Source organism: Janthinobacterium sp. 13 (genome assembly GCF_002749695.1).
Taxonomy (GTDB): domain Bacteria; phylum Pseudomonadota; class Gammaproteobacteria; order Burkholderiales; family Burkholderiaceae_D; genus Janthinobacterium; species Janthinobacterium kumbetense.
The window spans coordinates 3,219,768-3,232,148 of the sequence record NZ_PEEQ01000001.1 but is presented as its reverse complement, the minus strand read 5'-3'; the positions used below and the strand labels follow the sequence as shown (position 1 = coordinate 3,232,148).

Below are 12,381 nucleotides of genomic sequence, written 5' to 3'. Positions count from 1 at the left end.
CTGCAAACACTCCTGATGGAATTAAATGGAGACTAAATGACGACGTCTTCCGGCACGGCGGCGCTGCGCGCCTTGCGGGCCGGCGCTTTTTTCGCGGCGGGCGGTTTTTTCACGGCAGCCGGTTTTTTACTGGCCGCCTTGGCGGCCTTGGGCACGGCGGCGGCGGCGCGGCGCTTGGCCGGCGCCTTCTTCTTTTCCGCCTGCGGCGCGGCCGGTTCGGCCAGCTCCTGCGCCAGCGCCGCCAATCGCTGTTCGATGATGGCGCAGTAATCGGGATTCAACTCAAAGCCGACGAAATCGCGCCCGCAGCGCTTCGCCGCCAGGGCCGTGGTGCCGCTGCCCATGAACAGGTCGAGCACCACGCCGCCGGGCGGGCACGAAGCCTTGAGCATGCGCTCGATGATTTCGAGCGGCTTTTGCGTCGGGTGGTCGGCCCGTTCCGGGTGTTCCTTGTGCAGGCGCGACACGCTCCACAAGTCTTTCGGGTTGTAGCCCACTTCCAGCCATTTGGCGCCGATGAAGATCGAGCGCGAACGGGCTTTCTTGGTGGCCGCGTCATAGGCGATGCGCACCGCGTCAAGGTCGAAGTAGTAATCCTTGCGCTTGACGAAGAAGCCGATGGTGTCGTGCACCGATGAAAAGCTGCGCACGCTGCCGCCCATGGACGGCACGCGGCGGTCCCAGATGATTTCATTCATCATCGCCATGCGCTGTTTCAGCATGACGAAGATCTCCGGCGAATAGCGCCAGGTGAGGAAGATATACAGGCTGCCGTTGGCTTTCAGCTTGGGCAGCGCCGCATCGATCCACTGCTCCGTCCAGCGCAGGTAGTCGGCCACCGACTGCTGGTCCGAGGCATTGCCGTAATCCTTGCCCAGGTTGTACGGCGGATCCGTCAGGATCAGGTCCACCGAGCCATCGGGAATGCGCGCCAGCCCCGCCAGCGCATCTTCGCAATAGACCCGGTTGACCCAGTCCGGCTGCTCCGCCATATTCGTCATGGCTGCGGCTTCAGACGCAGTTCGGCGCTGCGCGCGTGCGCCTGCAAGCCTTCGCCATACGCCAGGGTAGCGGCGACACGGCCCAGGGTTTGCGCACCCGCTTCACTGACGTGGATGATGGACGAGCGCTTCTGGAAGTCGTACACGCCCAGCGGCGACGAAAAGCGCGCCGTGCGCGAGGTCGGCAGCACGTGATTGGGGCCGCAGCAATAGTCGCCCAGCGATTCGGACGAAAAGCGGCCCAGGAACATGGCGCCCGCGTGGCGGATCTGCTCGGCCCACTGCTGCGGGTTTTCCGCCGAGATTTCCAGGTGTTCCGCGGCGATGCTGTTGGCGATCTCGCACGCCTCTGCCATGCTGCGCACCTTGATCAGCGCTCCGCGGTCGGCCAGCGACGTGCTGATGGTGGCCTGGCGCGGCATCGTCGGCAGCAGCTTGGCGATGCTCTCCTCGACTTGCGCGATGTAATCGGCGTCGGGGCACAGCAGGATCGCTTGCGCCAGTTCGTCGTGCTCGGCCTGCGAAAACAGGTCCATCGCGACCCAGTCGGGGTCCGTCGTGCCGTCGCACAGCACGAGGATTTCCGACGGTCCGGCGATCATGTCGATGCCGACGATGCCGAACACGCGACGCTTGGCGGCAGCCACGTAGGCGTTGCCGGGACCGACGATCTTGTCCACGGCGGCAATCGTCTGCGTGCCGTAGGCCAGCGCGCCGACGGCTTGCGCGCCGCCGATGGTGATCACGCGCGTCACGCCGGCAATCGCGGCGGCGGCCAGCACCATCTGGTTTTTCACGCCATCGGGCGTCGGCACGACCATGATGATTTCGCCCACGCCCGCCACATGCGCGGGAATGGCATTCATCAGCACGGACGACGGGTAGGCGGCCTTGCCGCCCGGGACGTAGATGCCGACCCGGTCCAGCGGCGTGATCTTCTGGCCCAGCACCGTGCCATCGGGCTCGGTGTAGGTAAAGCCGCGCAATTCCTCGCGCTGGCGTTCGTGGAAGGCGCGGATGCGCTGCGCGGCGATCTGCAGCGCCTCGCGCTGGGCCGACGGCAAGCCGTTCAAGGCTGCCTGCAATTCGGCTTGCGAAATATCAAACGCCGCCATTTCCGCCGCGCCGCCATGCGGGATGCGGTCGAAACGGTTGGTGTATTCCAGTACGGCGGCGTCGCCGCGCGTTTTCACATCGGCCAGGATTTTTGCGACCGACGTTTCAATCGCTGCATCGGTGCCCGCCTCGAACGCCAGCAGCGTATCGAGCGATTGTTGGAAACCATCCTGGCTTGAATCGAGCTTGCGTATCTGTATCGGCATAATCGGCTTTCTGCTACTGAAGGTATCTAGGCTTGCGAAGCGCGTTCAAACGCCTCGATGATCGGCTGCAAGCGCTCGCGCTTGAGCTTGAGCGCAGCCTGGTTGACCACCAGGCGCGACGAAATTTCCATGATGTGCTCGACCTCGACGAGGTTGTTCGCGCGCAAAGTGCTGCCCGTGCTGACCAGGTCGACGATGGCGTCCGACAGGCCGACCAGGGGCGCCAGCTCCATCGAGCCATACAGCTTGATCAGGTCGACGTGCACGCCCTTGGCGGCGAAATGCTCGCGCGCCGTGTGCACGAACTTGGTGGCCACGCGCAGGCGCGCGCCCTGGTGCACGGCCTTTTCGTAGTCAAAACCGGCCTGCACCGCCACCGACATGCGGCAAGAGGCGATATTCAGGTCGATCGGCTGGTACAGGCCTTCGCCGCCGTGCTCGAGCAGGACGTCCTTGCCCGCCACGCCGAAATCGGCCGCGCCGTACTGCACGTAGGTCGGCACATCGCTGGCGCGCACGATGATGACGCGCACGTTCGGATCGTTGGTGGCCAAAATCAGCTTGCGCGAGGTCTCCGGGTTTTCCAGTACCTTGATGCCGGCCGCTTCCAGCAGCGGCATGGTGTCCTCAAAAATGCGGCCTTTCGAGAGCGCCAGTATCAGCTGCGAATTGTCGCCCGTGTTCGATCCGTTCATGCTCGTTCCTTGTTATTTAATGCGTACGATGTTCGCGCCGACGGCCGACAATTTCACTTCCATGCGGTCGTAGCCGCGGTCGAGGTGATAGATGCGGTCGATCAGGGTTTCGCCATCGGCGGCCAGGGCCGCGATCACCAGCGACGCCGAGGCGCGCAGGTCGGTCGCCATCACGGGCGCGCCGCGCAGCTGCTTGACGCCGGCGATGATGGCCGTGTTGCCCTCGATGGTGATGTCGGCGCCCAGGCGGTTCATTTCCTGCACGTGCATGAAGCGGTTCTCGAAGATCGTCTCGGTGACGCGGCTGGCGCCATTCGCGATGGTGTTCACCGCCATGAACTGCGCCTGCATGTCGGTCGGGAAGCCCGGGTATTCCGTGGTGCGGAAGCTGACGGGGTTAGGACGGGCCGACATCTCGGCGCGGATCCAGTCGGCGCCGAAGGTCATCGTCAGGCCCATGGCGCGCAGCTTGTCGAGCGCCGCGTCGAGGATATCGGTGCGCACGTTGCGCAGGGTGATATCGCCGCCGGTGGCCGCCACGGCGCACAGGAAGGTCCCCGTTTCGATACGGTCGGCGATCACCGCGTGCGAAGCGCCGTGCAGGGTATCGACGCCCTGGATCACCAGGCGGCTGGTGCCGATGCCGTCGATCTTCGCGCCCATGGCCACCAGCAGGTGCGCCAGGTCGGTCACTTCCGGTTCGCAGGCGGCGTTTTCCAGGATGGTCTCGCCTTCGGCCAGGGTCGCTGCCATCAGCAGGTTCTCGGTGCCGGTGACGGTGATCATGTCGGTGACGATGCGCGCGCCTTTCAGCTTGGCGCACTTGGCGTAGATGTAGCCCGCTTCGATGCGGATCTCGGCGCCCAGCGCCTCGAGGCCCTTGATGTGCTGGTCGACGGGGCGCGAACCGATGGCGCAGCCGCCCGGCAGCGAGACCTTGGCTTCGCCGAAGCGCGCCAGCAGGGGGCCCAGCACGAGGATCGAGGCGCGCATGGTTTTCACCAGTTCATACGGCGCTTCCAGCGTGTCGATGGCGCTGCCGTTGAGAACAACGCGGTCGCCGTCCTGCTGCACTTTCAGGCCCGTCTGGCCCAGCAGCTTCAACATGGTGGCCACGTCGTGCAAATGCGGCACGTTCGTCAGGTCCAGGTCGCCCGCGGTCAAGAGACCCGCGCACAGGATGGGCAGGGCGGCGTTTTTCGCGCCGGAGATGGCGATGTCGCCGTTCAGGCGGTTGCCGCCGTTGATGAGGAGCTTGTCCATGTGCTTATCCTTGGAATTCTTCAGGTGTCAGGGTTTTCATCGACAGCGCGTGGATTTCTTCGCGCATGCGGTCGCCCAGCGCCGCGTAGACGATCTGGTGGCGCTGGATCAGGCGCTTGCCGGCAAACGCGGGCGAAACGATCACGGCCTGGAAGTGCTGGCCATCGCCCTCCACTTCGAGGTGCGTGCATTCGAGGCCGGCCGACAGATAGCCGTGGATCAGTTCTGGAGTGGTGGTCACGATAAGTCCTTGATATTGAATAATGTAGTGATGTGATGTGCCGCAATCAACGGCGCAATGAGTGTCGTAATCAATGTCGCAAACGATAGCCGCTCTTCAGCAGGCGGATCGACGCCAGCGCCAGGATCACGAGGAAGCCGGCGACGATGGACACGCTGAGCCACGGGCTGACGTCGGACACGCCGAAGAAGCCGTAGCGGAAACCGTCGATCATGTAAAAGAAGGGGTTCAAATGCGATACCGTCTGCCAGAACGGCGGCAGCGAGTGGATCGAATAGAACACGCCCGACAAGAAGGTGGCCGGCATGATCAGGAAGTTCTGGAAGGCGGCCAGCTGGTCGAATTTCTCGGCCCAGATGCCGGCGATCAAACCCATGGTGCCCAGCATGGCGGCGCCCAAAAAGGCGAAGACGACGATCCACAGCGGCGCGACGAACGACAGGTCGGCGAACCAGCACGTGATGGCAAACACGCCAAAGCCCACGGCCAGGCCGCGCGCGACGGAAGCGAGTACATACGCCGAGAAGATTTCCCAGTGCGACAGGGGCGTCAGCAGCACGAACACGAGGTTGCCCGTGATCTTGGACTGGATCAGCGAGGACGAGGAATTGGCGAACGCGTTTTGCAGCACGCTCATCATCACCAGGCCGGGAATCAGGAAGGCCGTGTAGCTGACGCCGGGGGTGGGCTCCACGCGGCCGTCGAGCACATGGCCGAACACCAGCAGGTACAGCATCGACGTGAGCACGGGCGCGGCCACGGTTTGCGTCGCCACTTTCCAGAAGCGCAGCGTCTCTTTGTAGACGAGGGTGCGAAATCCTGTCGAAATCATACGGTACCTTTATCCATGATCTGCAAGAAGATATCTTCCAGGTCGGCTTGTTGCAATTGCATTTCATCGATCTCGGCGCCCGCTTCGCGCAGGCGGGCGAGGATTTTTTCGACTTCGCTGTATTCGTTGACGCGCAGGCTGAACTTGTTCGGCGCCTGCTGTTCTTCCGGGTGCAGCACCAGGTGCTGCAAGTCGGCCGGCAGAGCGCCATTCTTGAGGTGCACCTGCAGCTGCGAGCCGGCGATGCGGCGGATCAGGGCCGACATGGTGTCGAGCGCCACCACCTTGCCGGTTTTCAGCATGGCCACGCGCTGGCACATGGCTTGCGCCTCTTCCAGGTAGTGCGTGGTCAGCACGACCGTGTGGCCGCCTTCGCGGTTCAGGCGCGAGATGAACTTCCACAGCGTCTGGCGCAGTTCCACGTCGACGCCGGCCGTCGGCTCATCGAGCACGATGACGGGCGGCTTGTGCACCAGCGCCTGGGCCACGAGCACGCGGCGCTTCATGCCGCCGGACAGGGCGCGCATATTCGTGTCGGCCTTGCCGGTGAGGTCGAGGTTTTCCATGACCTCGTCGATCCACTTGTCGTTGTTCGGCAAGCCGAAATAGCCGGACTGCAGGCGCAGGGTTTCGCGCACCGTGAAAAACGGGTCGAACACCAGCTCCTGCGGCACCACGCCCAGGTTGCGGCGTGCATTGCGGAAGTCCGTGACCACGTCATGGCCATGGATCTTGACGGTGCCCGCGTCGGGGCGTATCAGGCCGGCGATGATGGAAATGAGGGTGGTCTTGCCGGCGCCATTCGGGCCGAGCAGGCCGAAAAACTCGCCTTCCTCGATGGCCAGCGACACGCCGCCCAGCGCCTTGAGCGATTTATAGCTCTTTTCTACATTCGTTATTTGAATTGCGGTCATGTGCTTGTTTCAAGTGTAATGCGTCTGGTGTGATGCGCCAGTTGCCGGTGCAATGCAGGCCGGCTGGCCGGTGCAGGGCGCCCCTTCCGCAGAGGGTGGCGCAACAGTCAATTATAGTTGGAAACTTCGTGGAACACTTGGAGATCAATCCGACGGCGCTGCTGGCCTGCCGGCTTGAAAGCTACTGCTGATGCGGGGAGTGGGACAGGATCAATGATGATGCAGGTCGGACGGGCTGCGTTCGGCGTGGCCGCCGGCGCTGGCGCAGTCATCGGTCGTCAACGTGCTCGAAACGAGCGAGCAGACGCCATACAGCTTGGTGAGGTTTTTCAGGTTGTCCGGCAGGTTTTTCAGCTCCAGCACGCCGCCGGCATCCTGCGCGGCGCGCTGCCACGTCAGCATGACGGAGACGGCTGCCGAATCGACGGCCTTGACGTTGCGCAAGTCAAACTTCGTCTGACCCGAGCGGATGGCGTCCAGACCCTGCTCCAATGCCGAAGTGGCATTGTGCACGGTCAGGGAAGTCAGGGACTGCAAGGTGTCGAGAGAGTCGGGCATGGCGTCGGGCTGCGCTGGTCTGGAGCTGGGTCAGGAGCTATATGATAGCCGATTATTTGGCTTTGGCAGCGGGACGGCTGGCCAGGGCCTTGTTTTTTGCCTGCAAGGTCTTGATCAGGCCATCGATGCCGCCCTTGCTGATCTCGCTGGCGAAGCTGCTTTTGTACGTTTCCACCAGCCATGCGCCCAGCACGTTGATGTCATAGATCTTCCAGCCGGATGGGGTTTTCGCCACGCGGTAGTTCAGGGGCACGGGTTCGCCGCGCGCCACATTCACCTGCGAGCGCACTTCCACTTCCGTGTCGGCCGGGTCGGCGCGCAGCGGCTTGAATTCCACGGTTTCGTTCTTGATCTGCGACAAGGCGCCCGAATACGTGTAGATCAGCAGGGTACGGAATTCGCTGGACAGCTGCTTTTGCTGGTCCGGCGTGGCGTCGCGCCAGAAGCGGCCGGCGGCCAGGGCCGTCATGCGCTGGAAATCCACGTACGGCAGGATCTTGCTTTCCACCAATTCGGTGACGCGCTTGATATCGCCAGCCTGGATGGCCTTGTCGTTCTTGGCCGTCTCGATCACGTCCTGGCTGATGCGTTTGACCAAGACGTCCGGCGCTTCCACGGCGGGAGCGGCCTGGGCGGCGGTGGCAAAGGCGATGGTGGCCATCGCCAGCAGTTGTTTCATCAATTTCATGGTTCTACCTTTCATGGTGTTGCTATGCACCGGCTGGCGTCGATCGCAGCCGTGGTGTTTCTTTACCGCAGTTTACTCCTGAGGCCTAGCCTGGGAAGCCACGGTATTGCTACCAGATGTTACGAGGTCCGCCGGCGCCACATCGGCCGCGGCCGTCGCAGGCGGCGTTTCCGCTGGGACAGGCTGCGGTTGCGCCTCATAGGCCGGCTCGTAATCGCTGGTGTCGTTTTTTGGCACTTTGCGGTCGCGGCGGTCCGTATCGCCATCGAACACCTTGCTTTCGCGCGCCTGCAGGAAGCCGTCGCGGATGAATTCATAACGGTCCAGCGCGGCCGCTTCCATCAGGTTGGTCGCGTCGAGCAGCGCGGCGCGCTTGTCGACCACGCGCGTCACCGTGCCGATATTGCGCACCGAGACAGGCTCCTTGTAGCGCCATGGGTCGCCCGTGATATCGAGCGGCAGGGCCACCGTGTCGCGCACGGTCGATGGGCCCAGCAGCGGCAGCATCACGTACGGACCAGGCTGAACGCCATACCAGCCCAGGGTCTGGCCAAAGTCTTCGTTATGCTTCGGAATGCCCGCCTGCGACGCGATGTCGATCAGGCCGAAGATGCCGAAGGTCGAGTTCATGCTGACGCGCACGACGTCTTGCAAGCCCGCCTCACCCTTGCCTTGCAGCAAGTTGTTCACGGCGCTCCACACATCGGACAAGTTGCCGAAGAAATTGCCCACGCCCGTTTGCACGAACGATGGCGTGACGGTCTTGTAAGCCGTGGCGACCGGTTTCAGGGCCACCTGGTCGACGGTGTCGTTGAACTTGAACATGGCGCGGTTGTAACCCTCGAGCGGGTCGCGCGGATTGGTGCCGGTGGCGCAAGCGCTCACGCTGGCGGCGATGGCCAGGGCCAGGCCGATACGCGCCAGGCTGCCTTGGGATTGTTTGGTCGACTCGCTCATTTGCTGTCCTTTCCTTCCGCTGCCTTGCTGTAGATGAACTGATTGATCAGGTCTTCCAGCACTGTGGCCGATTGAGTACGGGCGATCTTGTCGCCCTCCGCCAGGTTCGCCAGATCGCCGCCTGCTTCCAGGCCGATATATTGCTCACCCAGCAAACCGGCCGTCAAAATCTTGGCCGAGCTGTCTTTCGGAAATTTGTAGCCATCTTCGATGTCGAGTTTCACCAGCGCCTGGTACGTCTTGTCGTCAAAGCGGATCTCCGCCACGCGCCCCACCACCACGCCAGCACCCTTGACGGGCGCCTGCGGCTTGAGGCCGCCAATATTGTCGAACTTGGCACTAATGGTATACGTCTTGCTGAAAGACAGCGAGCTCATATTGCCGGCCTTGAGCGCCAGAAACATCAATGCCGCCACACCCAGCAAGACGAACAAGCCGACCCAGACATCCAAAGATTTACGTTGCATAAACAATCCTAAATAATTTTTACTTGCTGCCGCCTGCGCAACATCTTGCCCAGGCCCGCTGTTTTGTCGCTGATCGGCAATTACTTGCTAAACATCAACGCCGTCATCATGAAATCGAGCCACCACACCATCAACGATGAAATGACCACCGTGCGCGTGGTGGCGCCGGACACGTCTTCCGGCGTCGGCTGTGCCTGGTACCCCTGGAACAGCGCGATGAAGGTCACCGCAATACCGAACACCAGGCTCTTGATGGTGCCATTGCCCACTTCTTTCCAGACATCCACGCCGCCCTGCATCTGCGACCAGAACGAGCCTTCATCGACGCCGATCAGCACCACGCCGACCAGGTAGCTGCCGATGATGCCGACGGCCGTGAAGATGGCGCCCAGGATCGGCATGGCGATCACGCCGGCCCAGAAACGGGGCGCAAGCACGCGCTGGATCGGGTTCACGGCCATCATTTCCATGGCCGACAATTGCTCGCCCGCCTTCATCAGGCCGATTTCCGCCGTCAGCGACGTGCCGGCGCGGCCGGCAAACAGCAGCGCCGTGACGACGGGCCCCAGTTCGCGCGTCAGCGACAGCGCCACCAGCAAGCCCAGCGACTGCTCGGCGCCATACGTGGTCAGGGTGTAATAGCCTTGCAAACCCAGCACCATGCCGACAAACAGGCCGGAGACGGCGGTAATCACCAAGGAGCGGTTACCGATAAAGAACAGTTGCTCAATCACCAGGCGCGGACGGCGCCACAGGCCACCCGACGAGGCGATGATGATGAAAAACGAGCGCACGGCAAAGCCGAGGTCTTGTACCGAATTGCGCAACCATGCTCCGATCGCCGCCAGGAAACGCGCGATCATCGGCCGCCCCCCGCCTGCAAGCCCAGGTCGTCGGCCAGCGACTTGCCCGGATAATGGAACGGTACGGGGCCATCGGCCTCGGCATTGACGAACTGCTTGACGTACGGATGCGTCGACACGGCCATCTCGGCCGGCGTGCCGTGCGCCACAATCTTGCCCGATGACAGAAAATAGACATAATCAGCGATGGCGAAACACTCCTTCACATCGTGCGATACCAAGATAGACGTGGAACCCAACGCATCGTTCAGATTGCGGATCAAATTCGCCGTCACGCCCATGGAAATCGGGTCCAGGCCGGCGAACGGCTCGTCGTACATGATCAGTTCGGGGTCGAGCGCGATGGCGCGCGCCAGCGCGACGCGGCGGCCCATGCCGCCCGAGATCTCGGCCGGCTTCAGTTGCGCCGCATTGCGCAGTCCCACGGCGTGCAGCTTCATCAGCACCAGGGTGCGGATCAGCTCTTCATTCAAATCCGTGTGTTCGCGCAGGGGGAACGCCACGTTCTCGAACGCCGTCAAGTCTGTAAACAACGCACCGTGCTGGAACAGCATGCCCATCTTGCGGCGCAGTTGATATAGCTCGTCGGTTCCCAGCGTATGCACGATCTGGCCGTCGACATTCACGGAACCGGAACTGGGACGCAGCTGCCCGCCGATCAGGCGCAGTACGGTCGTCTTGCCACTGCCGGAGCCACCCATGACGGCCACAACTTTTCCACGTGGGAAATCCATTTGAAGGCCCGATAAAATCGAACGTTCTCCATAGGCAAAGTGTAAATCACGGATCTCAACAAGATTTGGCACGACGAAACTCACTATTTTAATGGCGTATTGTAGTGCAGAAACGCCAACCTCTGCTGAGACACCCCTCGGGACAGCCCCGTAAAGGGGAAGAATACAACACTAATGAATCGAAAGTCAGATATTGTAGTGGAAATTTGGCCCGCACATCGCGTCCCTGTCCGGCGATGTTCACAGCTATTGACTTGACAAGTAAAAATAACAAGGGCCACGCCGCATTCCGCGCCGTGGCCCTGGCAAAAAAACGACCAATTGCTCGTTAATTTTAGCGCGGCAGCAGGGAAGCCCCCATCAGGAACTCATCGACGGCGCGCGCGCACTGGCGCCCTTCGCGGATGGCCCACACCACCAGCGACTGGCCGCGGCGCATGTCGCCGGCGGCAAACACCTTGGCCACCGAGGTCTGGTAGCAGCCGGCACCGTCTGTTGTCGCCTTGACATTGCCGCGCGCATCCGTGTCGACGCCGAACGCTTCCAGAACTTGTTGTACTGGGGAAACAAAACCCATGGCCAGGAAGACCAGGTCCGCCTTCATCTCGAATTCCGAGTTCGGCACTTCGCTCATCTTGCCGTCTTTCCATTCGACTCTGCAGGCGATCAGCTTTTCCACCTTGCCGCCCTTGCCTTCGAAACGCTTGGTGGCCACGGCCCAGTCGCGCTCGCAGCCTTCCTCGTGCGAGGACGAGGTGCGCAGCTTGGTCGGCCAGTACGGCCAGACCAGCGGCTTGTTTTCCTGTTCCGGCGGCTGCGGCATCAGTTCGAACTGGGCCACCGAGGCGGCGCCATGGCGGTTCGACGTGCCGACGCAGTCGGAACCCGTGTCGCCGCCGCCGATCACCACCACGTGCTTGCCCGTGGCCTTGATCTGGTCCTTGAGCTTGTCGCCCGCGTTGACCTTGTTTTGCAGCGGCAGGAAATCCATGGCGAAATGCACGCCTTTCAGCTCGCGGCCCGGCACGGGCAAGTCGCGCGGCTGCTCGGCGCCGCCGGCCATGATGACGGCGTCGAATTCTTTTTCCAGGTCTTCCGGGAAAATGGTTTCCTTGGCCCAGTTGTTGACGTGGGCCGGGAAATCCTTGCCCACCAGTACGCTGGTGCGGAAGACCACGCCTTCGGCTTCCATCTGTTTCACGCGCAGGTCGATGTGCGATTTTTCCATCTTGAAGTCGGGGATGCCGTAACGCAGCAAGCCACCGACCCGGTCGCTCTTTTCAAAAACGGTGACGGCATGGCCGGCGCGCGCCAGCTGCTGCGCCGCCGCCAGGCCCGCGGGGCCGGAACCGACGATGGCCACTTTCTTGCCCGTGCTGAATCCCGCCGGCTGCGGCGTGACCCAGCCGTGCTCCCAGCCCATGTCGATGATCTTGTGCTCGATGGACTTGATGCCGACCGGATCTTCGTGGATGCCCAGGGTACAGGCCGATTCGCACGGCGCCGGGCAGATGCGGCCCGTGAATTCCGGGAAGTTATTCGTCGAATGCAAGATGTCCAGCGCTTCGCGGTAGGCGCCGCGGTACACCAAGTCATTCCAGTCGGGAATGATGTTATTCACGGGGCAACCCGTGGTACAGAAGGGAATGCCGCAATCCATGCAGCGCGCGCCTTGCACGGTCGCTTGCGCGTCCGACAGGTGCAGCACGAATTCCTTGTAGTTCTTCAGACGCGCGGCAGGCTCCAGATAGTGTTCGTCCTGGCGCTTGAATTCCATGAAGCCGGTAATTTTACCCACGATGTTTCCTTTGTATTTGCTGGCTGGGAGCGGCTTGGCCGCTCCCTG

Annotated in this window: 14 protein-coding genes; all 14 read right to left on the bottom strand. The window is 62.3% G+C overall.

Features of this window, described 5'->3' with window-relative positions; genetic code table 11:
- Window positions 1–32: 32 nt before the first annotated feature.
- Window positions 33–1,001, bottom strand: coding sequence for a DNA-methyltransferase (locus CLU94_RS14215; protein ID WP_373610053.1), 969 nt, complete (start codon window positions 999–1,001; stop codon window positions 33–35).
- On the bottom strand, window positions 998–2,323 hold the full coding sequence (gene hisD / locus CLU94_RS14210) for a histidinol dehydrogenase (RefSeq protein ID WP_099666079.1): 1,326 nt from the start codon (window positions 2,321–2,323) through the stop codon (window positions 998–1,000). Before hisD ends, CLU94_RS14215 begins: the two co-directional genes overlap by 4 nt.
- A 26-nt stretch (window positions 2,324–2,349) precedes the next feature.
- Window positions 2,350–3,018 carry an ATP phosphoribosyltransferase gene (hisG, locus tag CLU94_RS14205; RefSeq protein WP_077398226.1) on the bottom strand — a complete coding sequence of 223 codons (669 nt, stop codon included), beginning with the start codon at window positions 3,016–3,018 and terminating at the stop codon, window positions 2,350–2,352.
- A 12-nt stretch (window positions 3,019–3,030) separates the two neighbouring features.
- Window positions 3,031–4,281 (bottom strand): UDP-N-acetylglucosamine 1-carboxyvinyltransferase, encoded by a 1,251-nt coding sequence (gene murA, locus CLU94_RS14200; protein WP_099666078.1) that lies wholly within the window; start codon window positions 4,279–4,281, stop codon window positions 3,031–3,033.
- A gap of 4 nt (window positions 4,282–4,285) precedes the next feature.
- A complete protein-coding gene (locus CLU94_RS14195) occupies window positions 4,286–4,522 on the bottom strand; it encodes a BolA family protein (RefSeq protein WP_034753824.1) in 237 nt (78 codons plus the stop codon).
- A gap of 70 nt (window positions 4,523–4,592) precedes the next feature.
- A complete protein-coding gene (locus tag CLU94_RS14190) occupies window positions 4,593–5,354 on the bottom strand; it encodes an ABC transporter permease (protein WP_099666077.1) in 762 nt (253 codons plus the stop codon).
- On the bottom strand, window positions 5,351–6,268 hold the full coding sequence (locus CLU94_RS14185; protein WP_092801534.1) for an ABC transporter ATP-binding protein: 918 nt from the start codon (window positions 6,266–6,268) through the stop codon (window positions 5,351–5,353). The genes CLU94_RS14190 and CLU94_RS14185 overlap by 4 nt, the downstream gene beginning before the upstream one ends.
- Before the next feature lie 210 nt (window positions 6,269–6,478).
- Window positions 6,479–6,826 carry an STAS domain-containing protein gene (locus CLU94_RS14180; protein ID WP_077398229.1) on the bottom strand — a complete coding sequence of 116 codons (348 nt, stop codon included), beginning with the start codon at window positions 6,824–6,826 and terminating at the stop codon, window positions 6,479–6,481.
- Window positions 6,827–6,878: 52 nt separating this feature from the next.
- Entirely contained in the window at window positions 6,879–7,514 is a 636-nt protein-coding gene (locus tag CLU94_RS14175) for an MlaC/ttg2D family ABC transporter substrate-binding protein (protein WP_099666076.1), read from the bottom strand.
- Between the two features lie 72 nt (window positions 7,515–7,586).
- The gene (locus CLU94_RS14170) at window positions 7,587–8,471 is read right to left on the bottom strand and encodes an MlaA family lipoprotein (protein ID WP_099666075.1); all 885 of its coding nucleotides are present in this window, start codon (window positions 8,469–8,471) and stop codon (window positions 7,587–7,589) included.
- Entirely contained in the window at window positions 8,468–8,938 is a 471-nt protein-coding gene (gene mlaD, locus CLU94_RS14165) for an outer membrane lipid asymmetry maintenance protein MlaD (RefSeq protein WP_070346035.1), read from the bottom strand. Before mlaD ends, CLU94_RS14170 begins: the two co-directional genes overlap by 4 nt.
- Before the next feature lie 80 nt (window positions 8,939–9,018).
- Window positions 9,019–9,801, bottom strand: a complete 783-nt coding sequence (gene mlaE / locus CLU94_RS14160) for a lipid asymmetry maintenance ABC transporter permease subunit MlaE (RefSeq protein WP_034780952.1) — start codon at window positions 9,799–9,801, stop codon at window positions 9,019–9,021.
- Window positions 9,798–10,607: an ABC transporter ATP-binding protein gene (locus CLU94_RS14155; RefSeq protein WP_034753922.1), complete on the bottom strand. Its 810-nt coding sequence runs from the start codon at window positions 10,605–10,607 to the stop codon at window positions 9,798–9,800. Before CLU94_RS14155 ends, mlaE begins: the two co-directional genes overlap by 4 nt.
- 262 nt (window positions 10,608–10,869) lie before the next feature.
- Window positions 10,870–12,333, bottom strand: a complete 1,464-nt coding sequence (locus CLU94_RS14150) for a glutamate synthase subunit beta (RefSeq protein WP_070257787.1) — start codon at window positions 12,331–12,333, stop codon at window positions 10,870–10,872.
- Window positions 12,334–12,381 lie beyond the last annotated feature (48 nt).

Bases quoted from the DNA above. Each gene is read 5' to 3' on its own strand.
- CLU94_RS14215 (WP_373610053.1), bottom strand. From the start codon at position 1,001: ATGACGAATATGGCGGAGCAGCCGGACTGGGTCAACCGGGTCTATTGC.
- hisD (WP_099666079.1), bottom strand. From the start codon at position 2,323: ATGCCGATACAGATACGCAAGCTCGATTCAAGCCAGGATGGTTTCCAA.
- hisG (WP_077398226.1), bottom strand. From the start codon at position 3,018: ATGAACGGATCGAACACGGGCGACAATTCGCAGCTGATACTGGCGCTC.
- murA (WP_099666078.1), bottom strand. From the start codon at position 4,281: ATGGACAAGCTCCTCATCAACGGCGGCAACCGCCTGAACGGCGACATC.
- CLU94_RS14190 (WP_099666077.1), bottom strand. From the start codon at position 5,354: ATGATTTCGACAGGATTTCGCACCCTCGTCTACAAAGAGACGCTGCGC.
- CLU94_RS14185 (WP_092801534.1), bottom strand. From the start codon at position 6,268: ATGACCGCAATTCAAATAACGAATGTAGAAAAGAGCTATAAATCGCTC.
- CLU94_RS14180 (WP_077398229.1), bottom strand. From the start codon at position 6,826: ATGCCCGACTCTCTCGACACCTTGCAGTCCCTGACTTCCCTGACCGTG.
- CLU94_RS14175 (WP_099666076.1), bottom strand. From the start codon at position 7,514: ATGAAATTGATGAAACAACTGCTGGCGATGGCCACCATCGCCTTTGCC.
- CLU94_RS14170 (WP_099666075.1), bottom strand. From the start codon at position 8,471: ATGAGCGAGTCGACCAAACAATCCCAAGGCAGCCTGGCGCGTATCGGC.
- mlaD (WP_070346035.1), bottom strand. From the start codon at position 8,938: ATGCAACGTAAATCTTTGGATGTCTGGGTCGGCTTGTTCGTCTTGCTG.
- mlaE (WP_034780952.1), bottom strand. From the start codon at position 9,801: ATGATCGCGCGTTTCCTGGCGGCGATCGGAGCATGGTTGCGCAATTCG.